General features: G+C 59.6%; 19 protein-coding genes and 1 tRNA gene. 11 read left to right on the forward strand and 9 right to left on the reverse strand.

The genetic code is table 11. The annotated features are described in order from the left end of the window. Positions 1 to 3: 3 nt before the first annotated feature. Both V8J85_RS11415 and V8J85_RS11420 read right to left on the reverse strand, forming a co-directional pair. Entirely contained in the window at positions 4 to 660 is a 657-nt protein-coding gene (locus V8J85_RS11415) for a DUF4166 domain-containing protein (RefSeq protein WP_339953875.1), read from the reverse strand. Positions 661 to 721: 61 nt separating this feature from the next. After that, positions 722 to 1,276: a GbsR/MarR family transcriptional regulator gene (locus V8J85_RS11420; RefSeq protein WP_339953876.1), complete on the reverse strand. Its 555-nt coding sequence runs from the start codon at positions 1,274 to 1,276 to the stop codon at positions 722 to 724. A 129-nt stretch (positions 1,277 to 1,405) separates the two neighbouring features. On the opposite strand from V8J85_RS11420, the gene V8J85_RS11425 reads away from it, so the two are divergent. Both V8J85_RS11425 and V8J85_RS11430 read left to right on the forward strand, forming a co-directional pair. Next, positions 1,406 to 2,065, forward strand: a complete 660-nt coding sequence (locus V8J85_RS11425) for a hypothetical protein (RefSeq protein ID WP_339953877.1) — start codon at positions 1,406 to 1,408, stop codon at positions 2,063 to 2,065. Positions 2,066 to 2,210: 145 nt separating this feature from the next. Further along, positions 2,211 to 2,465, forward strand: a complete 255-nt coding sequence (locus V8J85_RS11430) for a hypothetical protein (protein WP_339953878.1) — start codon at positions 2,211 to 2,213, stop codon at positions 2,463 to 2,465. A gap of 172 nt (positions 2,466 to 2,637) precedes the next feature. On the opposite strand, the gene V8J85_RS11435 is transcribed toward V8J85_RS11430, so the two are convergent. From V8J85_RS11435 to V8J85_RS11445, 3 genes are all read right to left on the reverse strand, one after another. Further along, positions 2,638 to 2,723 (reverse strand) — tRNA-Leu (locus V8J85_RS11435). Positions 2,724 to 2,762: 39 nt separating this feature from the next. Beyond that, the gene (locus tag V8J85_RS11440) at positions 2,763 to 3,302 is read right to left on the reverse strand and encodes a tetratricopeptide repeat protein (RefSeq protein ID WP_339953879.1); all 540 of its coding nucleotides are present in this window, start codon (positions 3,300 to 3,302) and stop codon (positions 2,763 to 2,765) included. A 24-nt stretch (positions 3,303 to 3,326) separates the two neighbouring features. Beyond that, a complete protein-coding gene (locus tag V8J85_RS11445) occupies positions 3,327 to 3,809 on the reverse strand; it encodes an Lrp/AsnC family transcriptional regulator (RefSeq protein ID WP_339953880.1) in 483 nt (160 codons plus the stop codon). A 104-nt stretch (positions 3,810 to 3,913) separates the two neighbouring features. Between V8J85_RS11445 and putA the strand changes: the two genes are divergently transcribed. Next, positions 3,914 to 7,363 (forward strand): bifunctional proline dehydrogenase/L-glutamate gamma-semialdehyde dehydrogenase PutA, encoded by a 3,450-nt coding sequence (gene putA / locus V8J85_RS11450; RefSeq protein ID WP_339953881.1) that lies wholly within the window; start codon positions 3,914 to 3,916, stop codon positions 7,361 to 7,363. A gap of 31 nt (positions 7,364 to 7,394) precedes the next feature. Beyond that, positions 7,395 to 8,129, forward strand: a complete 735-nt coding sequence (locus tag V8J85_RS11455; RefSeq protein ID WP_339953882.1) for a rhomboid family intramembrane serine protease — start codon at positions 7,395 to 7,397, stop codon at positions 8,127 to 8,129. Between the two features lie 3 nt (positions 8,130 to 8,132). Here the strand turns inward: V8J85_RS11455 and V8J85_RS11460 are convergent, their stop codons facing one another. Then, on the reverse strand, positions 8,133 to 8,921 hold the full coding sequence (locus V8J85_RS11460; protein WP_339953883.1) for an inositol monophosphatase family protein: 789 nt from the start codon (positions 8,919 to 8,921) through the stop codon (positions 8,133 to 8,135). Between the two features lie 177 nt (positions 8,922 to 9,098). On the opposite strand from V8J85_RS11460, the gene V8J85_RS11465 reads away from it, so the two are divergent. Continuing rightward, complete coding sequence (locus V8J85_RS11465) at positions 9,099 to 11,072, forward strand: putative bifunctional diguanylate cyclase/phosphodiesterase (protein ID WP_339953884.1); 1,974 nt, start codon at positions 9,099 to 9,101, stop codon at positions 11,070 to 11,072. Between the two features lie 58 nt (positions 11,073 to 11,130). On the opposite strand, the gene V8J85_RS11470 is transcribed toward V8J85_RS11465, so the two are convergent. Further along, the gene (locus V8J85_RS11470; RefSeq protein ID WP_339953885.1) at positions 11,131 to 12,036 is read right to left on the reverse strand and encodes a LysR family transcriptional regulator; all 906 of its coding nucleotides are present in this window, start codon (positions 12,034 to 12,036) and stop codon (positions 11,131 to 11,133) included. A 91-nt stretch (positions 12,037 to 12,127) separates the two neighbouring features. Here V8J85_RS11470 and metF point away from each other — a divergent pair, with 91 nt between their 5' ends. Together metF and V8J85_RS11480 are read left to right on the forward strand one after the other, a co-directional pair. After that, complete coding sequence (gene metF, locus V8J85_RS11475; RefSeq protein ID WP_339953886.1) at positions 12,128 to 12,994, forward strand: methylenetetrahydrofolate reductase [NAD(P)H]; 867 nt, start codon at positions 12,128 to 12,130, stop codon at positions 12,992 to 12,994. A 35-nt stretch (positions 12,995 to 13,029) separates the two neighbouring features. Next, the gene (locus tag V8J85_RS11480; protein WP_339953887.1) at positions 13,030 to 13,512 is read left to right on the forward strand and encodes a PaaI family thioesterase; all 483 of its coding nucleotides are present in this window, start codon (positions 13,030 to 13,032) and stop codon (positions 13,510 to 13,512) included. A gap of 49 nt (positions 13,513 to 13,561) precedes the next feature. On the opposite strand, the gene V8J85_RS11485 is transcribed toward V8J85_RS11480, so the two are convergent. Then, positions 13,562 to 14,623 (reverse strand): DUF2235 domain-containing protein, encoded by a 1,062-nt coding sequence (locus V8J85_RS11485; RefSeq protein ID WP_339953888.1) that lies wholly within the window; start codon positions 14,621 to 14,623, stop codon positions 13,562 to 13,564. After that, a complete protein-coding gene (locus V8J85_RS11490) occupies positions 14,610 to 16,910 on the reverse strand; it encodes a xanthine dehydrogenase family protein molybdopterin-binding subunit (protein WP_339954186.1) in 2,301 nt (766 codons plus the stop codon). Before V8J85_RS11490 ends, V8J85_RS11485 begins: the two co-directional genes overlap by 14 nt. Positions 16,911 to 17,099: 189 nt before the next feature. Here V8J85_RS11490 and V8J85_RS11495 point away from each other — a divergent pair, with 189 nt between their 5' ends. From V8J85_RS11495 to V8J85_RS11510, 4 genes are all read left to right on the forward strand, one after another. Further along, entirely contained in the window at positions 17,100 to 17,477 is a 378-nt protein-coding gene (locus V8J85_RS11495) for a COG4315 family predicted lipoprotein (protein WP_339953889.1), read from the forward strand. A gap of 209 nt (positions 17,478 to 17,686) precedes the next feature. Next, entirely contained in the window at positions 17,687 to 20,782 is a 3,096-nt protein-coding gene (locus V8J85_RS11500; protein ID WP_339953890.1) for a valine--tRNA ligase, read from the forward strand. Positions 20,783 to 20,874: 92 nt separating this feature from the next. Next, the gene (locus V8J85_RS11505; protein WP_339953891.1) at positions 20,875 to 21,267 is read left to right on the forward strand and encodes a hypothetical protein; all 393 of its coding nucleotides are present in this window, start codon (positions 20,875 to 20,877) and stop codon (positions 21,265 to 21,267) included. A gap of 256 nt (positions 21,268 to 21,523) precedes the next feature. Next, positions 21,524 to 22,639: a pyridoxal phosphate-dependent aminotransferase gene (locus tag V8J85_RS11510; RefSeq protein WP_339953892.1), complete on the forward strand. Its 1,116-nt coding sequence runs from the start codon at positions 21,524 to 21,526 to the stop codon at positions 22,637 to 22,639. Positions 22,640 to 22,641 lie beyond the last annotated feature (2 nt).

Raw genomic sequence — 22,641 nt, forward strand, 5'->3', positions numbered from 1 at the left:
ACGTTATTCCTTTGCGTCTTGGAACACGGCGTCTTGCGCGATCAGTTCGCCGAACAGCCGGTGCTTGAGTGAGAGGGTGAAGACGAAGGCCCCATCGCCAAGGTCGTGGTGACCGATGACGAGTTTGCCGGGCGACAGGATGCGGGGCAGCCGGAACCGGCGGCCTGCGATCTGCAGGAAGAATTGATCGCTTTTGAACAGCAGCGCGTCATCGGCCGCCTCGACCCGCAGGGCCATGCCGATGCCGTGGCCGATGTATTCCTCAAGCCCGGTGGGCCCGCTGAAGCGTTTGGAGCTGTGCACGGTTTGCGGAAAACCCTTGGCCCGCCCATATTGCCTGATCCAGAACTGGCCATTGGTCGCGGCATCTTCGGTCACGACAACCACGGCAGGGCGGTTCACCGATGACATGTCGTAAGGCAGCGGTGCCCCGACAAGACGGGCAAGTTGGGCAAGGCACCACCCTGCCCGGTTCATCCGCATTTTGGTGACGATGCCCTGATAGGTGACGCTGCTGCCACCCTGAAGGCGCTTACCGAACCGTTTGCGGATCGCGGCGGGGAGTCTGTGCCAGTCAGGACCGAGCAGGTCGCGAAAGCGTGTGTCGGTGCGCGGTGGCGGATGAAACGGGATGATATGGCTTAGCTTCAAGGCGTTCATAATGTCCCTCCGTTCAGTATGTAATTTCTGTATGAACAGAAATTACATGGTAAAAAATTTTCTACTTGCGTGATGTCAGTTTCAACACCTTCAGGACCTTGTCCCCCATTGCGATCAGGCGGGTCAGCTGCGCCTTGGGCACGCCCAGCATCTGATCATACCAGCGGGTCGTCGTATTCAGGAAATCCTGCATCTCGCGCAGCCGGTTCAGGACCTCGGGGTTCAGCCCCTTTTCGCCCTCGGCCCTGGCCACGCATTCGCGCAAGGCGGTGGCCGCAGGGTCAATCTCGCGTTCCTTGCGACCCTGTGCGATGCGCATCGCCATTTCCCAGACGTCCACTTCGGCCTCGAAATGTTCGCGCCGGTCACCGGCGATGGGGACGCGGCGGATCAGCTTCCATCCGACGAGTTCCTTGAGCGAGTTCGACACGTTCGACCGAGCAATGCCAAGCGACTCTGAAATCTGTTCGGCATTCATCGGACTGGTGGACAGATACAATAGTGCATGGATCTGCGCGACCGATCGGTTGACGCCCCACTGCCCGCCCATGTCACCCCAGTAGAGGATGAATTGTTCGACGGCGGGGGATTTCGATATTTGTGCTGTTTCTGTCATGACAGAAACATATGTTCATACTTCAACCGCAGTCAAGTAGACATTGTGCTGACAACAGGTCTTTCTTTCATCATTTGCAGTTTCTTAATCCGTGCCGGGCAAAATCATAATCATCCGCAAACGACAGCGATGCAGGAGAGCTTTTTGCCCGAATTCGGCCTGACCGTAGGGTCACTGATCTTTTGTGTCGCGATAGTCGCGATCATCTACCCTTTCAAACCATTCCAGAGCCGCCGGAATGCGATGCTGGTGGCGTTCGCCTGCTTGGCTGCCGTCGACCTCAACCCGGCAGCGATCAGGAATGTCGAAGATGCAGCGTCAGATCGAAACGCGACCGAATTGGCGCTCGGCGACACGCGACCGGATCCCATCTCACCAGCCGAGAATGACGCTGCCGACCCCGAGGCGGCCCGAGCGCCGACTGCAAGGGATGACGAAGCTGCGCAAACCGTACCAAGTGAACGGGATATATGCGCGGTAATGACGTCGTTCGAGGCGAGGCGCTGGGCCGAAACCGCCGCGCAGTTTCGTGCATTTCAAGAAGCGGGATATGACTATCAGCCAATTGCGTCCGAAATCGAAGAACGCACCCTTGCTATCGTTCGCCCGTTGCCAGTGTCGCAGCACCATGCGAACTTGGACGGCTATCGATTGCTGGCTGCGATCCGGCCCGAGAACCCACGGTATCGGCAGAAGATCCCAGAATATGAAAACAGGATCGAACGCACGCGCCTTGTGGCTGTGGGTGCTTTGCGGCAAAACGAAGATCGTGTCCAAGGCATCACATAGTACAAGCACCCCAACCAACCGCGCTATGTGAACAGCCGCTCGACCGCGTTCCTCTACATCGGTCGCCGGAACAGCGACCGCCGCGCCTGGCTGCGGCTGAGGGGTTCAGTACACCGCGAATAGCTGGCTTTTCGTCAAAAATGCCGTGGCGTGGCATGACGGTATTCGCGAACCACTTATTTCAGGACGCTTCGATCGCGACAACAATACAGATATCTGGGAGTGGAGGGATGTGACGCCGGACAGTTATCAAATCGAGGTGATGCGATCCCTCGCAAATACGGACGAAGCGATACTGCGATTTGAAGGCAGTCAGTATCGTCGCGACGTCACTCTTTCAGAAGGGGACAAACAAGCCGTCCGGGATGTGTTACTGGCCTACGCGGTCATGAACGAGTGAATGCATCGCTGCTTGCGCACTTGTCTTTGGGCGGCGCCGACTCAATCGTGCGACTGATGCCATGGGTTGGCACGGTCTGAATTGTGGCATTCCAGAACGCACCGCATCCCTGCAAAGAAAACGTGCTGAGTCCGAAGATGCCCATCCCTTCCGACGCTATGTTTGAAAGTTTTGGTGCCCGCGGCCGGACTCGAACCGGCACGGCCATACGGCCAAGAGATTTTAAGTCTCCAGTGTCTACCATTCCACCACGCGGGCACGTTGCCTTGTTAGGGCGCGCCGCGCGGGACGGCAAGATCAGAGTTCGGTGCCGAGCGGTTCGGTCAGCAGTGCCCTTTCGCCGAGCCACGGGTTCATGCGGACGGCCTGCCGCAGGACCTCTTGCGCTTGGTCGTTGCGCCCCAGACCCATCAAGGTCAGGGCCTTGCCGGACAGCGCCGCGACGTGGTTGGGCATGATTGACAAAGTGACATCCAGATCGATCAGGGCCGCGTCGTAGTCTTGCCGCAGGTAGCTTGCGAAGGCGCGTTGATTATATCCTTCGGCAAATTCGGGGCAGTATTCGACCAATCGGTCCAGCGTGTCGCGGGCGCCGAGGAAATCGAAATTCGATCGCTTGCGCATGCCTTCATCCAGTAGCGCCTGCGCCCGTTCGTCTGGCGCATCGGTCCAGAGTGACCAGAGTTCTTGCGTCAGAACACGGGCATCCGCTTCACCGTTGGCGCGACCGAGCGCAGTGATGATTTCGCCCAACCGCACACTGTGATCGGGGACGGGTGGGCAGGTTTCTGCAAAGGCGGCATTGGCGCAGAAAAAGATTGGCAATAACCATTTCATGACCCCAGACATGCATCGCGCGGCTTATCCGTCAAGGGATGGCGACGTCCCCTCTTCCTTGATCGCCTGCATCGCAACGTAGGTCGAGGTATTGGCGACATGCGGAAGGGTCGATATTTTTTCGGCCAGAACGGCCCGATAACCCGTCATGCCGGATGTACGCACCTTGAGCAAATAGTCGAACGCGCCGGCGATCAGATGGCATTGTTCGACCTCGGGCACTTTCATCACGGCGGCGGCGAAGGCGGCCAGCGCGGCCTCGCGGGTGTCGGACAATTTGACCTCCACGAAACTGATATGGTCCTGACCCAACCGAATATGATCGTAAAGCGCGCGATAGCCGCGGATCACGCCCGATTCCTCAAGCCGTTTCAGCCGCGCCTGCGTGGGGGATTTCGACAATCCGATGCGTTGCGCGAGCGCGGTGACGCTGATCCGCCCCTCGACCGCTAGCACGTTGAGAATCTTGTGATCGAATTGGTCCAGATCGCCAATCTTTTCGCCCATGATTTTACCTGCAAACAATTTATCCGACTGTCATTTAGCAGAACACAAGGCGAAACGACCAGTCTAAATACGATATGATAGGCTATCAGCATGTGGAGGATGCCATGCCCCGGGACGACGCCAACCAGACCCGCCATCAGATTGATCGGGCCATGTATGCCGATGAGCATGCCGCTGTTGCTGCATTGGTTGCCGATACGGCGCTGACGGTAGAGGACCGCAGGCGGATCAGTGCGCGGGCGGTCGATCTGGTGCGTGATATCCGGGCGAGCTCTGATCCGGGTCTGATGGAGGTATTTCTCGCTGAATATGGCCTGTCCACCGATGAAGGGATCGCACTGATGTGCCTGGCCGAGGCGTTGCTGCGCGTGCCCGATGCCGAGACGATGGATGACCTGATCGAAGACAAGATCGCACCATCTGATTGGGGCAAGCATCTAGGGCACTCGGCCTCGTCCTTGGTGAATGCCTCGACCTGGGCGTTGATGCTGACGGGTCGTGTGCTGGACGACGACAAGCCAGGCATCACCCGCCATTTGCGCAGCGCTGTGAAACGTCTGGGCGAGCCCGTCATCCGCACCGCCGTCGCGCGCGCCATGCGCGAAATGGGGCGGCAGTTCGTGTTGGGGGAGACCATCCAGAAGGCCATGGCGCGCGCTGAAGGCATGCAGGCGAATGGCTTTACCTACAGCTATGACATGCTGGGTGAAGCGGCCCGGACAGAAGCCGATGCCAAAGGTTATCATTTGGCCTATTCCCGCGCGATCAGCGCGATTGCCGAACATTGCACGGCTGACACCGTTGCCGAAAATCCCGGCATTTCTGTCAAGTTATCCGCCCTGCATCCCCGCTATGAGGTCGCCCAAGAGGGGCGCGTAATGGAGGAATTGGTGCCGCGTGTGCGGTCGCTGGCCGTACTGGCGAAATCCGCTGGCATGGGGTTCAACATTGATGCGGAAGAGGCGGACCGTTTGTCGTTGTCTCTGGACGTTATCGACGCGGTCTTGTCCGAACCCGCCCTCGCCGGGTGGGACGGTTTTGGTGTCGTTGTCCAGGCCTACGGCCAACGCGCGCCGCTGGTTATCGACCATCTGCATGACCTGGCCATCCGGTTGGATCGCAAGATCATGGTCCGTCTGGTCAAAGGCGCCTATTGGGATGCCGAGATCAAGCGCGCGCAGGTGCAGGGCATCGACGGCTTCCCGGTTTTCACCGCCAAGCACCACACGGATATCAGCTATATCGCCAATGCCCGGAAGCTGCTGGACCTGACCGACCGTATCTATCCGCAATTCGCAACACACAACGCGCATACGGTCGCTGCGGTGCTGGATATGGCCCGTAACATGGGCAAGACGCCCGCGGATTACGAATTCCAGCGCCTCCATGGCATGGGTGAAACGCTGCATACGATGGTGTTGAAGTCGGAGGGCACCCATTGCCGCATCTATGCGCCCGTCGGTGCGCATGAGGATTTGCTGGCCTATCTCGTGCGGAGACTGTTGGAAAACGGGGCAAATTCCAGTTTCGTCAACCAGATCGTGGATGAGGACGTGCCGCCGGAGGTCGTCGCGGACTGCCCGTTCGACGCGGTGGGCGACGCACCTGACCTGCCGAAAGGCCCCGCGATATTCTTGCCGTCGCGGGTCAATTCCCGCGGGTGGGATTTGACCCATGCGCCCACCTTGGCCGCGATCGACGAAGGCCGCGCCCCGTTTGCCCAGGCGCAATGGCAGGGGGCGCCGTTACTTGCGGGTGATCCTGAAGGTGCCGCTGCAAAGGATGTCATCAACCCGGCGCGGCACGCCGATATCGTGGGGCACGTCCGTAATGCCACTGCGAAAGACGTAGCGACGGCCTATGCGGTGGCACAGACATGGGACGCCGATTATCACGCCCGCGCCGAGACTTTGCACGCCGCTGCGGACGCTTATGAGGCGCATGCCGATGAGCTTTTCGCAATCCTCGCGCGTGAGGCGGGCAAGGCCATGCCGGATGTGGTTGCCGAACTGCGCGAGGCGGTGGATTTCCTGCGCTATTATGCGGGCGAGGCGACGGCCCAGATGAAGCCGCGCGGCATCTGGACCTGCATCAGTCCGTGGAACTTTCCGCTGGCCATTTTCACCGGTCAGATCGCGGCGGCGCTGGCTTCCGGGAATGCCGTATTGGCGAAGCCCGCTGAGCAAACGCCGCTGATCGCGACCCGTGCCGTGCAGCTGTTGCATGAGGCGGGGGTGCCGAAGACGGCGCTGCAACTGCTTCCGGGCGGCGGCGATATCGGCGCGGCGCTGACGAGCGATCCGCGCGTGAATGGCGTGGCGTTCACCGGCTCGACTGCGACCGCTTTGAGGATCCGCACCGCAATGGCGCAGCATGCGAACCCAGGCACGCCGTTGATTGCGGAAACGGGTGGGCTGAACGCGATGATCGTCGATAGCACCGCCCTGCCTGAACACGCAGTCCGCGATATCATCAACGGCGCGTTCCGGTCTGCGGGTCAGAGGTGTTCGGCCCTGCGCTGCCTTTACGTGCAGGAAGACATCGCCGACAACCTTTTGAAGATGCTCAAAGGCGCGATGGACGCGCTGACCATGGGCGATCCGTGGCACCTGTCGACCGATATCGGCCCGGTCATCGATCAAACCGCCTATCAGGGCATTGCCGATCACATCGCGGCAGCGGCGTCCGACAGTCAGATCATCCACCAGATCACGGCGCCGCCCGAGGGCCATTTCATTCCGCCGACGGCCATCCGCGTGAGCGGGATCGCAGACATGACCCGCGAAATCTTTGGCCCGGTCCTGCACGTCGCGACATTCAAGGCGCATGAGCTGGACAAGGTGATCGACGCGATCAACGCCACCGGCTACGGCCTGACCTTCGGTCTTCACACACGGATCGACGACCGGGTGCAGACGATTGTCGAGCGGATCGACGCGGGCAACATATACGTCAATCGCGACCAGATCGGTGCCGTTGTGGGCAGCCAGCCATTCGGCGGCGAAGGTCTGTCGGGCACCGGGCCAAAGGCGGGCGGGCCGCATTATCTGCCGCGCTTTACCGCGCATCTGGTCCCGCAGATCGACGCCGCATGGGACCAAGACGCCAATCCGAAGGAACTTCGAAAACGCCTTGAAAACGCGACCGTCGCACCCGATGACCGCATCACCGACCTGCCCGGCCCGACCGGTGAATCCAACCGGCATAGCCTGCATCCGCGCGGACCCATTCTTTGCCTTGGGCCCGGGCCGCAAGCGGCGCGGCGACAAGCGGACGCCGTTACGGCCCTGGGCGGGATCGGCATCGATGCCGGGGGCGTACTGCGCCCCGATATCCTGCGAACACTAACGCCACTCGCCGGCGTCCTGTGGTGGGGCGATCCCACTACAGGACGCAGCCTTGAAAAGGCGCTTAGCGAACGCGACGGTCCGATCATCCCATTGATCACCGGTCAGCCGGATACCGCGTACGCCCTGATGGAACGCCATGTCTGCATCGATACTACTGCGGCAGGCGGCAATGCGGCGCTGTTGGCGGCGGTGGCCAAGGCTTGACCACGGGCGGAACATCGGGAACGGTCGCGCTATGTTACCCATCCGCGACCACAACCCTTCTGAACGGGTGCCGTATGTCACGCTGACGCTGATCGCACTGAATGTGCTGGTTTTCGGGTTCGATATGGTTGCTTTGCAAACCGAACAGGCGCTGTCGCGGTTTTACTATGACTACGCCATGATCCCCGCACGGGTCAGCGCGGGCGAGAATTACCCGTCGCTGATCACGTCGATCTTTCTACATGCCGGGTTCATGCATCTGGCCGGTAACATGCTGTTTCTGTGGATTTTCGGGGATAATCTGGAGGACAAGATGGGCCACCTGCCCTTCCTTGCCTTCTATCTGTTCTGCGGCATCGGCGCGAGCCTCGCGCAATTCGCGACCGAACCTTTGTCGGTCGTCCCGATGGTCGGCGCGTCAGGGGCCATTGCGGGGGTGATGGGTGGGTATCTTTTGCTTTTCCCCAAGGCCCGCGTCGATATCTTCATCTTTTTCGTCGTCTTCTTTCGCATCTTCCCGATCCCGGCCTGGATCATGCTGGGGCTGTGGTTCGGACTGCAGCTGTTCAACGGGGTCAATAGCAGCATGATCGGCGGCGGCGTCGCCTATTGGGCCCATGCGGGTGGGTTCGTGATTGGTTTTATCGTAGCAGTGCCTCTGTGGCTGCGGCTGGGTGGCACCCGGTTTTGGGATCGGACGGATGGGCATCCGGATCATCCTGAAGCGACCTATGGGCGGAGTAGCGTCCCGGTGGTCAAGCGCTGAAGTTCAGCCGTTCCGGATGACTTTGGCGAATGCATTGAAGATCGGCTCATTAGCGCAGATCAGCGATCCGGTTTCCAACAGGTCGGTATCCTTTGTGAGCGGTTCGATGATCCCCCCAGCCTCGCGCACGATCACGATCCCGGCGGCGATATCCCAGGCATGCAGGTTCCGTTCCCAGAACCCATCATACCGACCCGCGGCGACATAAGCCAAGTCCAGTGCCGCCGCCCCGAAACGACGCACCCCAGCGGTCGCAGGCAAAAGGCGTGCCAAATCCTGGATCGTCTCGGGCAGATCGGGACGCCCCGCAAAAGGCAAACCTGTGGCGAAGATCGCTTCGATCATCCGGTGCCGGGCCGACACGCGCAGTCGGCTTTCGTTCATCCAGGCGCCCGTGCCCTTTTCGGCATAGAACGTCTCGTCCTTGGAGGGGTCGTAGATCACACCGGCGACGATCTGCCCCTTATGTTCGAGCGCGATGGACACGGCCCAATGCGGCAGGCCGTGCAAGAAATTCGTAGTACCATCCAAGGGATCGACGATCCAGCGGCGTGTCGGATCTTCGCCTTCGATCTCGGCGCCCTCTTCCCCCAGGAACCCATAGGACGGACGCGCATGCATCAGATCCTCGCGGATCGCAGCCTCTGCCGCTTTGTCGGCACGGCTGACGAAATCGCCCGGACCCTTGGCGCTGACCTGCAGGTTCTCGACCTCACCAAAGTCTTTCAGCAGCATCCGTCCGGCCTTGCGGGCGGTTTTCATCATCACGTTCAGATTTGCGCTGCCGGCCATGAGGGCGTCCTTGGGTCCTTGGGATCAAGCGCGGCGTATAGGCCGAAGCGTAAGGCGGAACAAGAGGTAACGCCCGCTTAACCGCGATGTCACTTTTCGATGGATTTTAACCGGTTCTTTGCGGCGGGCGGTCATAGATGATGCAGGAGGTTTCGGTGTGTCATACTTGCGAAGCTGATGGATCATTTCGTGCATCAAACGCGGATCGCTGGTCATATCTCGGGCCGGGATGTGCCCAAGCGTGTCATGACCGCCAGCATGATCACATGCACCTGCATATATGCGGGATTTTGGTTGGCGGCGCTGACCGCATGGGCTTGCGTGCTGATCCTGGAGGCGATCGCCTACCCACTTAACAAATGGGCCAGCAGGCTTGAAACGCCGCTCGGTGTGCCTGCGGCGATCGCCGTCTTTGTCGTGAATTGGGCCGCGATGCTGCCGTTTCTGTCGTTCGCGCTGATCCTGTCGTACAGCGACGAACTGCCTTTCGTGATCGGCGGATATCTGTGGGCTTTCGGTATTTTCGTGCATGTGACCAATACGTTCGGTTTGCTGCCGTTCTACAACTGGTCACAGATGACACCGGCCTTTGCGACGATCTTTTGGATGTTGTGGAACCTGTCGCAAAACCCGACCCATGATGCGACGCCGATAGGCTGGATCGTCACGGCGGCCATGATGATTGTCTATATCGTCAATACGTTCGACACGATGACTCGTCAAAAAGACACGCACCGCGCCCTGCGCCGCGCGCGCGAAGAGGCGAATGCGCGGCTGATGGAGCTGGAACGGCTGTCCCGACACGATCCGCTGACCGGCCTGATGAACAGGCGCGCCTTTGACGAGACCGTGCAAAGCCTGATGCGTCAGCACGCAAACAAGCAGGGCGTCACGGTCTTCGTGCTCGACCTTGACGGTTTCAAACCGATCAATGACAGCTACAGCCATGAGGCCGGGGATGCCGTTCTGTTGGCGTTGGCCCAACGTTTGCGCATGCTTGCGGGCAAAGGCGGGATCGTCGCGCGGTTGGGTGGTGATGAATTCGCGATCGCGAAAACGATGATCGTTTCGCCGGACGCCGCATACCAATTCGGTCAGGACATCGCGATGGCGATCGCCACGCCGATCCCTTTCGAGCAAAAGAAACTTCAGGTCGGGGCCAGTATCGGCATCGCGCGGCAGGGGCCCGACACAGCCGATCTGGCGGCGCTGATGTCAGGTGCGGATCAGGCGATGTTCCTGTCCAAGCAGGATCCCGACAATGTACCGCTCATTTTCGACAAGGCGGCATTTCCGGTCCGTGCGAGCCTCGAGGATCGACATGTCCTTCTCGCCGCGATACGCAACAGTGAGATCGTGCCGTTCTATCAACCCAAGGTATCGCTCGGCACCCACCGCATCGTCGGGTTCGAGGCGCTGTCGCGGTGGCATCATCCGACCCGTGGATTGCTGTCGCCCGCATCGTTCCTGCCGATGATCAACGAATTGGGTTTGCAGGGTGAATTCACGCTTCACACCGCCGAACATGTGCTGCGCGACATACAGGATTGGGCGGCAGAGGGGCTCGACCCCGGGCAAATCTCGATCAATATCGCCGAAACGACGCTGGCCACCGTGTCGGGCCATGATGATCTGTTGGCGCTGATCGACCGCTACCGGCATCTGCGCAAATACCTGACCTTCGAAATCACCGAAGATATTTTCATCGCCCGCTCCGCCGATATGATCCAGCGGTCGATTGCGAATTTTCGGGATGCGGGTGTACGGATCTCCTTGGATGATTTCGGCACCGGTTTCGCATCGTTCCAGCACCTCAAGGACCTGGAATTCGATGAGCTTAAGCTGGATACCGGGTTCGTCCGCGATCTGGGCATCGACCCGGCCACGCATGTTCTGGTGGCTGGCCTGTTGACGATGGGCCGGGGTCTGGGCGTGCAGGTCGTCGCCGAAGGTGTCGAAACCGCCCATCAGCGCGATATGTTGGTGGATATGGGCTGCGAGGTCGTGCAGGGCTTTTACTATGGGAAAGCCGCACCATTCGGTGAAACGGCACTGCGGCTGGAGGCCGAGGGCTATAGGATGTCGCTACCACCGGCGCGCAGCAACCTCAAAGCGGTGAACCAAATGCGTGAAAAGACGCGAATCCTGTAGTGCGTGGTGCTGCTGGCTTTGGCTCGCGTCAAATGACGCGGGTTTTTCGCTTAGCTTCCTACGCGCGCTGTAATTTGACGGCCTCTTGCCGGGCGAGCCGGATCAGATGCGCCATGAAAGGGCGCGCCGTATCGTCACTGCGGGTTGCCGCATAAAGACGGCGGGTAATGCCCCCTTGGGTCAGCGGTCTGGTGACGTAGTCAGAGTTATAGCGTACTTGCCGGACGACCCAATCGGGCAGCACGGCGACACCTCGGTTCGATGCGACAAGAAGCAGGATCACCGCAGTCAATTCGACCTGCCGCACCTCTGCCGGTTCGACCTTGGCTGGGGTCAGAAGCTGCGAAAACACGTCCAGCCGCGCGCGATCCACCGGGTAGGTGATCAACGTTTCGCCCCGAAAATCAGCGGCCTCGATCACATCTTTCTGCGCCAGCGGATGGCTGGCAGAAGCAACAAAGACCGGTTCATAGTCGAAAAGCGGGGTAAAGTCGGTTTCGGGCAGGTCCTCTGGGTCGGACGAGACGACCAGATCGACCTCTTCCTTGCGCAAGGCAGGCATGGCGTCGAAGGCAAGACCGGGGCGTATATCGACATCGACCTCGGGCCAGGCCTTGCGGAACTGTTCCAGCACCGGGAACAGCCATTCGAAACAGGCGTGGCATTCAATGGCGATATGCAGGCGGCCCGCGCTTCCTGCGATCAGGCCGCTGAATTCAGCCTCAAGCGCGGCGACCTGGGGCAGGATTTGTTCAGCAGCCGCGAGCATCTTCATCCCAGCCGCCGACAGTTTCAAAGGCTTGGACCGGCGCACGAACAATTCAACCCCGGCCTGATCCTCGATCCCCTTGATCTGATGGCTGAGCGCGCTTTGCGTGATATGCAGCTGATCCGCCGCCCGGGCCAACCCGCCTGTATCATGGATCGCCTTGATGGTGCGCAGATGCCGGAACTCGATATGCATATGTGAGCCACCTTCATGATCGTGGTGAAGTTTATGAATTTGTCTCATTGCAATAGAGATGGGACAAGGGCAAAGCAAGAGAGGTTGCCCCATGTCCACCCCATCCGTGTCTTTCGAATTTTTTCCCCCTAAATCGCTCGAAGGATCGTTCCGGCTTTGGGATTGTGTGAACACGCTGGCGCCGTTGGACCCAACATTCGTGTCCGTCACCTATGGTGCGGGCGGTACCACGCGGAAGCTGACGCACGAAGCCGTCGGAACTATCCACCGCACCAGCGGTCTGAACGTCGCAGCGCATCTGACCTGCGTGAACGCGACGAAGGCGGAAACGCTGGAGATCGCCGAAAGCTATGCTCAGGAAGGCGTGCACGAGATCGTGGCCCTGCGCGGAGATGCGCCGAAAGGTGAGGCAACGTTTACGCCCCATCCCGATGGGTTCGCGAATTCGGTCGATCTGATCGCCGCGTTGGCAGAAACGGGCAAGTTTACGATCCGCGTGGGCGCGTATCCAGAAAAGCACCCCGAGGCCGCTGATCAGGCCGCCGATATCGCGTTTCTGAAGCGCAAGATTGACGCAGGTGCTGCCTCTGCGATCACACAGTTTTTCTTTGAGGCTGACACATTCTTTCGTTTCCGAGATGCCTGTGTAAAGGCGGGGATCGACGCCCCGATCATTCCGGGCATCCTGCCGATCGAAAACTGGAACGGCACCCAGAAATTCACCGCGAGTTGCGGAACGCATATTCCACAAGTTATCCTTGATGGCTTTGCCCATGCGACCCGGGATGGGACCACCGACCTTCTGGCGACCGCCATCGCGACCGAGCTTTGCGATGATCTGATCCAGGGTGGCGTCGAGCACCTGCACTTCTACACGCTCAACCGGCCGGAATTGACCCGCGATGTGTGCCACGCGCTTGGCATGACACCCAAAGTGCGGTTGCAAAACGTCGCATAAACGGCAAGCCTGCTGCAAATAATGTCAGAGGCTTCATGTTCACTGCCAAAATCCCCGACGACCTGCCTGATCAGGCGACGATCCTGTCACTGTCAGGCCTTGAATTCATGCAAGCGATCCTGCGGGGCGAGATTGCACGCCCGCCTATTTCGGCCCTGTTGAATTATTCTTTGGATGAGGTCACCGACGGCCGCGTCACGTTTCGCGGCACCCCCGAATTCGACCACACGAACCCGATGGGTGGGGTGCATGGCGGCTGGTATGGCACGTTGCTGGACAGCTGCATGGCATGCGCCGTAATGACGACGGTGCCGAAAGGATCAATTTACACCACGCTGGAATACAAGGTGAACCTGACCCGCGCGATTCCTTTGGGGACCGAGATAATCGCCGTGGGCGAAGTCGACCACGCGGGCCGGCGAACCGGCGTGGCACATGGACAGATTCGGGGGGCTAAGGATGGAAAGGTCTACGCAACGGGGTCGACGACGTGTTTGATTATGGCTGTTGGAAATTAACCCATAAATAAGACGCTGATCTGAACATCGCACAGTGGACGCGCAACATTCACGTTTTCTCCGCTTCCAACAATATTTCCTGGGGCGGTGCCTGTGCGCCGCGGACACTTTCATGCACGCTTTCTGATCGGTCGCGCCCGATGATCCGTTTGCGGCGCGACAGGAATATCTTTGACCAACCTGCCCAATTCCCGACCGATGGCGCGGCAGCGTCCTGCGGGAACCGGGCGCGCCAGTCCGCTGGCAGCGGCAGCTGGCACATCTCAAGCCGTTCGAGGACCCACACAAGCGGGATGTTCGACAGCGGTCGACAGCGTATCCGGTTGTTCAACTGCCCGCCCACATCGGCATGGTTGCCCTTGAACCAGACTTGTTCCACGTGGCCGTTCCACCCGGGTGGGCAGGTCCAGAGGACGGGTGCATAAGCCTCGCGCCGTTCGTCGATGGCGAGCGCGTGAAAACCGTTGCGCACATGGCCACCCAGCGCATGGTTGTGAAAATGGTGATCAGCCTCGGCCCAGCGCCACAGAATCGGCAGGCGCAGGCCCAGTGCCTTGACCGTGTCCCAGATGGCGACGGCCTCGATCTGGACGTCAGGGTGACAGTAGAGTTCCCGAAACGTCCGCGCGACAGGGCTGCGTGCGCCCGTGCGGTAATGCCGATAGGCCTGCCGCACGGCGCGGACCGTTGCGCAATCAGCCTTCACCAGCCCGATAATGTCGATCACCCCCGCCAGCGAACGCACCGCATAAGCGCCGCGCGAATAGCCGATCAGGATGATCTCATCCCCCGGTCGATAGCGTGACGCCAGCACGCCATAGGCCCGCTTGATCTGCCGGTTGATGCCCTTCCCGGTCATCACGCTCCACGTGCCCGACCAGTCGCGCCATTGAATGCCCGCCTCGTAATAGACGGTCAGGTTGGCGGTGCGTGACGCCTCGGTCAACAGCTTGAAAGTGATCCCGGCATTTGTTTCAAGCCCCGTCTCAAGCGACGACATCGTACCGTCGAGGATAACAACATGCGTGGCCTTGCCGCGGTGCCTGACCCCGCTTTCTTCGGTCCGCGCCTCGCGGCCGAATAACCCAAAGAACCAATCACGCAGCGGCACTGTTACCCTTCGCTTCTTGTAACGCTTCCCAAATTCGGTGCGGGGTGAACGGCATGTCAATCCGCTTCACGCCCGTTCCTTCCAGGGCGTCAATCACCGCATTACTCACAGCGGCCAACGCCCCCACGGTCCCCGCTTCGCCGCAGCCTTTCATCCCCATCGGATTGTAAAGCGACGGCGTACATTCGGTCGAAAACCCGATCACTGGTATATCATCCGCCCGCGGCATCCCATAGTCCATAAAACTTGCGGTGAGCAGTTGGCCGTCTTCATCGAACACCACCCTTTCGGTCAGGGCCTGCCCGATCCCTTGGGCCACGCCGCCATGCACCTGTCCTTCGGCCAGCATCGGATTGATGAGGTTACCGAAATCATCGACGACCGTATAGCGGTCGACGGTGACAACACCGGTTTCGGGATCGATTTCGACCTCGGCCACATGGGCACCATTGGGAAAGCTGCGGTTATCCAGTTTGATCCGCGCCGATTGGGTCAGAAGGTCATCACGACCGGCGTCGCGCGCCATATCGGCGACCTCCAGCATCGTCGGCGTCAGGTTCGACCCGGCGATGCGGAAGCGTTCATCGTCAAAGCTGACCTTGCCGACGTCGACGCCTTCCTGTTCGGCCAAGAATGCGCTGAATTCGGCCAGAATGATCTCGACCGTCGCCAGTGTTGCCGTATTCTGCACTGTAACGGACCGCGATCCACCCGTACCACCGCCTGTGGCGATCTGATCGCTGTCACCTTGTACAACGGTAATCTGATCCGCGGGAATACCGGTCTGATCCGACAGGAATTGCGCATAGACCGTCTCATGCCCCTGCCCGTTCGACTGGGTGCCAACGAAAATCTTGGCGCCGCTGTCTACAAACTCCACTGTCGTCGTCTCGGCAGGATCACCCAGAATGCTTTCGATGTAGTAGCAGAGCCCCTGCCCGCGCAGCTTGCCCGCAGCGGCAGACGCAGCCTTGCGTCCAGCCAAACCGTCACGATCCGCGTCACGCGCAACCGCATTCAGCACCTGCATGAAATCACCCACATCGTAGGTAACCCCTGATACGGTCGTATAGGGAAACTGCGCAGGCAGGATGAAGTTCTTTTCGCGCAGCGTCCAAGGGTCTACGCCCAGCTTACGCGCCGCTTCGTCCATCACCCGTTCCAACACAAAAATCGCCTCTGGCCGTCCCGCCCCACGATAGGCATCGACTGGTGTTGTATTGGTAAACACGCCACGTGTCCGCATGTAGGCGGTCTGCACGTCATAGGTGCCCATCAACACCTTGGCGAACAGATCGGTCTGGATCGCCTGCGCGAATTGCGAATTATAAGCGCCCATATTCGCCATGGTATCAAGGTGATAGGCCGTGATCTTATAGTTAGCATCAAAGGAAAGTGTTGCCGTGCTGGTCAGATCACGACCTGCATTGTCGGACAGCATCGCCTCGGTCCGCTCCGAGAACCAGCGCACTGGACGGCCCAGTGCCCGCGCTGCGTGGGCGACACAGATATATTCGGGATAGCGCATCGCCTTCATGCCAAAGCCACCACCGACATCGGGGTTGGTCACGCGGATATCCTCGGCCTCCATCCCCAGATGCTTGGCCAGATCGGACTTCATGCCCCAGACACCCTGGCCACCGAAGGCAAAGTGCAGGCGGCCATCAGTGATCTCGGCAAAGCATCCGCGTGCCTCCATCGCGTTCACGATCACGCGGTTATCGAACACATCGACCGTCACCACATGCGCTGCATCCGCGATCGCGGCCTTGGTCGCTGGCTCATCGCCAAGGCCCCAGTCAAAGGCCAGATTCTCGGGCGCTTCGGGGTGAATCGCATTGCCGCCGACGGCCAGATCCATATGAACCGGCAGATCGTCGATATCCAAACCTATCGCCTCGGCAGCGTCCTTTGCCGCGGCCATGTCATCGGCGACAATCATGGCGACCGCCTCGCCCACATGGCGCACGCGATCCTTGGCCAGCAGCGGGCGTAGTGGCGCCGCACCGCGCGATCCGTCGCGGTTTTTGACCGTCGTTCCGGCCAACGCGATGTCGACACCGGCCTCCTCAAGGTCGGCCACCGTCAATATCAGATGCACCCCGGGCATTTGCCGCGCGTCGTCGATATCCAGTGCGGCAATCTCACCATGTGCGACGGACGAACGCAGGAAATAGGCCACCAACGCATCCGTCGGGGCGATATCATCCACATAGCGACCGTGGCCCGTCAAAAGCCGCACATCTTCTACCCGCTTGACCGACTGGCTTTTGCCGAACTTTTCCATGGAATGGCCTTTCAATCTTTGCATGCGGCCCACCCTAGATCGCCTATATCCGTTGTCCAGCGATTGCCGCAAAACGACCACTGCAAAAAAAATCGCATAATCTCAGAATAAACCTCCGCGTCCTCGCGTAACCCTCATGACCGGCAGATGAGCCGGTACAGAAAAACCAAAGAGAGACGGAGAGAAACCATGAAAATGTCCCTGATTGCACTATCCCTTGTCGTCGGCCTGTCGGCTTGTGAATCCTATGCCGCTGGCCACGCCACGGCACCGGTTGGCCAGGCCAACGGCGTGCTGGTCGATGAAAGCGGCATGAGCCTTTACACATTCGACCCCGACACAGCGACCTCGTCGGCCTGCAATGGCGGCTGCGCCGTCAACTGGCCACCACTCGCCGCCCCTGCAGATGCCGACGAGGCCAATGGGTTCACGGCGATCACCCGCGATGACGGCACCAAGCAATGGGCCTATAAAGGCCAGCCGCTGTATCTGTGGGTGAACGATCGTCGCCCTGGCGATATCACCGGTGACGGTGTTGGCGGCAACTGGCACCTCGCGCGGCCATAAACCGAATTTTCCCTCACAAGCATTTCCAAGACGTGAATTGTTATCAAGTGCGCGGCCTGTCGTTTGTCCCAACGGCAGGTCGCTTTTTTGACACCAGCATTCCTTCAGCACTTACGACGCACGCCCGGACATAATCCGGGACCCACAAACCCTTTCCCTCCCCCGCCCCCTCGGCTATCTGACCCGAAACCGAAACGGGACATCCGATCATGCCGATGGAAAAGACATTCAACGCCGCCGAGGCCGAACCGCGCCTCTACAAGATGTGGGAAGAGTCCGGTGCCTTCAAAGCCGGCGCCAATGCGTCACGGGACGAGACATTCTGCATCCAGCTCCCGCCCCCAAACGTCACCGGCCACCTCCATGTCGGCCACGCCTTCAACCACACGCTGATGGATATCCTGACCCGTTGGAAGCGGATGCAGGGCTATGACACGCTCTGGCAGCCGGGGCTCGATCATGCGGGGATCGCGACCCAGCTGATGGTCGAAAAGGACATGGCCGAAAAGGGCGAGAACCGGAAACGGTCCGAAATGCCACGCGACGAATTCCTCGCCAAGGTCTGGGACTGGAAGGCCGACAATGGCGGCGTCATCGAACAGCAGGCGCGGCGTTTGGGCGACTCGATGGATTGGGAACGCTCCGCCTTCACCATGTCCGGCGCCGAAAGCGCCCCCGCGACCGAAAAGCCCGGCAATTTCCACGACGCCGTCCTCAAAGTCTTTGTCGAAATGTATAACAAGGGCCTGATCTATCGTGGAAAATACCTCGTCAACTGGGACCCGCATTTTGAAACCGCGATATCCGACCTCGAAGTCGAGAATATCGAGGTTGACGGTCACATGTGGCACTTCAAATACCCGCTCGCCGGTGGCGAGACCTATGAATATGTCGAGAAGGACGAAGACGGAAACGTCACCCTGCGCGAAACGCGCGATTACATCTCCATCGCCACGACCCGGCCTGAGACGATGCTGGGCGACGGTGCCGTTGCGGTGAACCCAAAAGATGACCGCTACGCCCCTATCGTCGGCAAGCTTTGCGAAATTCCGGTTGGCCCAAAAGAACACCGCCGCCTGATCCCGATCATCACTGACCCTTACCCAGACCCCGATTTCGGCTCTGGTGCCGTCAAGATCACCGGCGCGCATGACTTCAACGACTATGAAGTTGCCAAGCGCGGCAACATCCCGATGTACAACCTGATGGATACGAAGGGTGCCATGCGGGCGGACGGGAAGCCTTACGCGGAAGAGGCGGCCACTGCGCTGGCCATCGCCAACGGCGAACAGGATTTCGACGAAAACATGATCGCCGCCATGAATCTGGTCCCAGATGAATATCGCGGCCTCGACCGGTTCGAAGCCCGCAAACGCGTCGTCGCCGACATCACGGCAGAGGGCAACGCGGTCATGATTGCGAACCCAGCCTACGATGCCGCGTTTGATCGGGACGGCGACCAGACGGAGGTGCCGGAAACCATCCCCTACGTCGAAGCCAAAAAAATCATGCAGCCTTTCGGCGACCGCTCCAAGGTCGTGATCGAGCCGATGCTGACCGACCAATGGTTCGTCGACAGCACCAAAATCGTTGGCCCCGCGCTCGACGCCGTCCGCGAAGGCCGGGTCAAGATCATGCCCGAAAGCGGCGAAAAGGTCTTCTACCACTGGCTGGAAAACATCGAACCCTGGTGCATCTCGCGCCAACTCTGGTGGGGCCACCAGATCCCGGTTTGGTATGGGCCTAAAATACTTGAAGGAAAATACTTCCTTTCTGTGACCGACAACTCCCCGGGAGATACTGACCGAGGCGTCACATGGCAGGCTTTTTGCGCGCCAACCCAAGAACTAGCAACCGAGATGGCCACAAAGGCTTACAATGATGCAGCGCAAAAAAGGTCATCGCCGCCGATCCGAGTGGTTGTTACAGAAGACGAGCGTACAGCGATGGATCAGTATCGCGATGGAATTGGAGATGACGAGTATGTCTTACCAATCTACCGCGACCCGGACGTTCTCGACACCTGGTTCTCATCCGGCCTCTGGCCCTTCGGCACCCTCGGCTGGCCAAACGACGACCCGGCGATGAAATACTTCCCCGGTGACGTCTTGATCACCGGGCAGGATATCCTGTTCTTCTGGGTCGCGCGCATGATGATGATGTCGCGGGCCATTCTCAAGGATGACCCGTTCCATACCGTCTACCTCCACCAACTCCTACGCGACGCCAAGGGCGAGAAAATGTCCAAGACCCGCGGCAACGTCATCGACCCGCTCGACATGATTGATAGCTACGGCGCTGATGCGCTGCGCATGTCCAACGCGGCCATGGCAGCCATCGGGGGCGTGCTGAAAATCAGCGAAGACCGGATCAAAGGCTACCGGAATTTCGGCACAAAACTCTGGAACGCCTTCAGCTTCGCCGAGCATTACGAGATCGTCTATCCCGGCAACACCGTCCGGCCTGAAGCCACACAAACGCTGAACAAATGGATCATCGGCGAGACCGGCAAGGTCCGCGAAACGGTCGATGCGGCGCTCGAGGCATACCGCTTCAACGACGCCGCCGACGCGCTTTACGCCTTCACCTGGGGCAAGGTCTGCGACTGGTATCTGGAATTCTCCAAACCCATCCTGCAGGGCGATGATGCGGCGGCCAAGAGCGAGACGGAACAGACCCTGCGCTGGGTCCTCGACCAATGCCTGATCCTCTTGCACCCGATCATGCCCTTCATCACCGAAGAGCTGTGGGGGCTGGCCGAGGCACGGTCCAAAATGCTCGTCCACGCCGACTGGCCAACCTATGGCAGCGAACTGGTGGACGCCGAGGCCGACCGGGAGATGAACTGGGTCATCGGCCTGATCGAAAACACCCGCTCTGCCCGCGCGCAAAGCCACGTGCCCGCCGGGGCCAAGGTGCCCTTGCTGGTCACAGCGCTGGACGCCAAGGGCCAGGCCGCCTGGGACAAGAACCAGACGCTGATCCAGCGCCTTGCGCGGATCGAAAGCCTGACCCATGTGGACAGCTTCCCCAAAGGCTGCGTCACGATCCCGATGGAAGGCGGCACCTTCGGCATCCCCCTCGCCGACCTGATTGACGTGGACGAGGAAATCACGCGGTTGGAGAAAACGCTGCAGAAGCTGGCCAAGGAACTGGGTGGATTGCGAGGGCGTCTGAACAACCCCAAATTTGTCGAGTCCGCGCCGGATGAGGTCGTCGCCGAAGCCCGAGAAAACCTGAGCCTGCGGGAAAACGAGGAAACCCAGATCAAAGCCGCCATCGCACGGCTGCAAGAGATCGGCTAAGCCCAACGCAGCCCCGGATTCAATCCGGGGCCTCAATGCTGACGAAGTTCACATATATTAGTTGTGCTACGAAGGGTTTCAACGGAAACACAATGACCAGAAAACGCAACGCATCGCTAGTTTTTGTGCTTGCCCTTGCTGCGAGTTCACTCTGGACGACAAGTGCCCTGACCGAGGTTATCTACGAAGAGATTGATGACTTTGAGGTGAGAACTTTCCCATTCGTCATGGCCCACCCTTATCAGATCACCATCCCGAACACCGATTTCGGGCACATGATCCGCTGCGATATCTACGACGGAGAGGGAGATCTCTTACCGAATGTGACACATTGGCGAATGGACCCAAAGACTAACAGCAATCTTACTACTTTTTCGAGCCAGCTCGACAATAGTGGAAACGGCGAAACACGTTTCTATTTCGCCCACAAAGTTCCCGATGCAAAATTCCGGTGTTTTCATCTACGTTTGGAAAGAAGCGAGTAGGGGGGTCACCACACAACCCGCTCCACAGCACGCAACCCGCCCAGCGCCTTATCATACACAAGCGTCAATATCCGCCGCCCGCCCGCTTTGGGCAGGGAGCGGATGGTCATGGCGGCGCCCGAACTCACTAAAAATCCGCGTCGACTGATCTTCATGGGGCCTCCATTTCGCGTTCCGGGGGGACGGAACACGTGTTTGCGAACGATTCTCATATATGAACGGTTGCGCCTTTTTCAACCGACCGCATAGTAACGCCATGAAAAGACCTTTATTGACCCCGCTCGCCAAAAGCCTGCCTGCCTCCGTCCCCTTCGTCGGCCCCGAAGCGCAGGAACGGACCATGGGCGCACCCTTTGTCGCGCGGCTTGGCGCCAACGAATCCACGTTCGGCCCGTCCCCCAAAGCCATAGCAGCCATGCAAAAGGCAGCATCCGAGGCTTGGATGTACCCCGATCCCGAAAGCCACGATCTGCGGCACGCGGTGGCTACACATCACGGCATCCCGCCCGAAAACATCATGATCGGCGAAGGGATCGACAGTTTACTCGGCCTGCTGGTTCGGCTTTTCATCAGCCCCGGTGACGCGGTCGTCACCTCCGACGGTGCCTATCCGACCTTCAATTACCACGTGGCGGGGTTCGGCGGCGACTTGCACAAGATCCCTTACAAGGATGACCATGAAGACCTGCATGCGCTGATCGCAACGGCGAAAGAGGTCAAAGCCAAGCTCATCTACCTCGCCAATCCTGACAATCCCATGGGGTCTTGGCATGCAGCGGCCAAAATCAATGCCATGATCGCCGCGCTGCCTGAAAACTGCCTGCTGATCCTCGATGAGGCGTATATCGAACTTGCCCCCGAAGGCACCGCGCCCGCGATTGATATCGACCAGCCCAACCTTGTCCGCATGCGTACCTTTTCCAAGGCATACGGGCTGGCAGGCTGTCGTGTCGGCTATGCGATTGGCCATGCCGTGCTCATCGACGCCTTCAACAAGGTCCGTAATCATTTCGGCATGTCGCGGATTGGACAGGCTGGTGCGCTGGTGGCACTGCAGGACCAGGCTTGGCTTACCCATGTCCGGCAAGAGGTCGCGAATTCACGCGACAGGATCGCCGCTATTGCATCCGAGAACGGCCTGACCGTCCTCCCCTCTGCCACGAACTTCGTCACCGTGGATTGTGGCCGGGACGGCGCATTCGCCCGCGCCGTGCTGCAAGGTCTGATCGCCCGCCACATTTTCGTGCGGATGCCATTTGTGGCGCCCGGGGATCGCTGTATCCGGGTCAGTTGTGGCACCGACGCGCAGCTTTCTGCCTTTGCCGCGGCGCTTCCCAAAGCGCTTGCCGATGCTCACGCGGAATTGGGGTGAAC

This window comes from Yoonia sp. 2307UL14-13, assembly GCF_037572755.1.
Lineage (GTDB): Bacteria > Pseudomonadota > Alphaproteobacteria > Rhodobacterales > Rhodobacteraceae > Yoonia.

Coding starts and splice junctions, on each gene's coding strand:
- V8J85_RS11415 (WP_339953875.1), bottom strand. CDS start 660: ATGAACGCCTTGAAGCTAAGCCATATCATCCCGTTTCATCCGCCACCG.
- V8J85_RS11420 (WP_339953876.1), bottom strand. CDS start 1,276: ATGACAGAAACAGCACAAATATCGAAATCCCCCGCCGTCGAACAATTC.
- V8J85_RS11425 (WP_339953877.1), top strand. CDS start 1,406: ATGCAGGAGAGCTTTTTGCCCGAATTCGGCCTGACCGTAGGGTCACTG.
- V8J85_RS11440 (WP_339953879.1), bottom strand. CDS start 3,302: ATGAAATGGTTATTGCCAATCTTTTTCTGCGCCAATGCCGCCTTTGCA.
- V8J85_RS11445 (WP_339953880.1), bottom strand. CDS start 3,809: ATGGGCGAAAAGATTGGCGATCTGGACCAATTCGATCACAAGATTCTC.
- putA (WP_339953881.1), top strand. CDS start 3,914: ATGCCCCGGGACGACGCCAACCAGACCCGCCATCAGATTGATCGGGCC.
- V8J85_RS11455 (WP_339953882.1), top strand. CDS start 7,395: ATGTTACCCATCCGCGACCACAACCCTTCTGAACGGGTGCCGTATGTC.
- V8J85_RS11460 (WP_339953883.1), bottom strand. CDS start 8,921: ATGGCCGGCAGCGCAAATCTGAACGTGATGATGAAAACCGCCCGCAAG.
- V8J85_RS11465 (WP_339953884.1), top strand. CDS start 9,099: ATGGATCATTTCGTGCATCAAACGCGGATCGCTGGTCATATCTCGGGC.
- V8J85_RS11470 (WP_339953885.1), bottom strand. CDS start 12,036: ATGCATATCGAGTTCCGGCATCTGCGCACCATCAAGGCGATCCATGAT.
- metF (WP_339953886.1), top strand. CDS start 12,128: ATGTCCACCCCATCCGTGTCTTTCGAATTTTTTCCCCCTAAATCGCTC.
- V8J85_RS11480 (WP_339953887.1), top strand. CDS start 13,030: ATGTTCACTGCCAAAATCCCCGACGACCTGCCTGATCAGGCGACGATC.
- V8J85_RS11490 (WP_339954186.1), bottom strand. CDS start 16,910: ATGGAAAAGTTCGGCAAAAGCCAGTCGGTCAAGCGGGTAGAAGATGTG.
- V8J85_RS11495 (WP_339953889.1), top strand. CDS start 17,100: ATGAAAATGTCCCTGATTGCACTATCCCTTGTCGTCGGCCTGTCGGCT.
- V8J85_RS11500 (WP_339953890.1), top strand. CDS start 17,687: ATGCCGATGGAAAAGACATTCAACGCCGCCGAGGCCGAACCGCGCCTC.
- V8J85_RS11505 (WP_339953891.1), top strand. CDS start 20,875: ATGACCAGAAAACGCAACGCATCGCTAGTTTTTGTGCTTGCCCTTGCT.
- V8J85_RS11510 (WP_339953892.1), top strand. CDS start 21,524: ATGAAAAGACCTTTATTGACCCCGCTCGCCAAAAGCCTGCCTGCCTCC.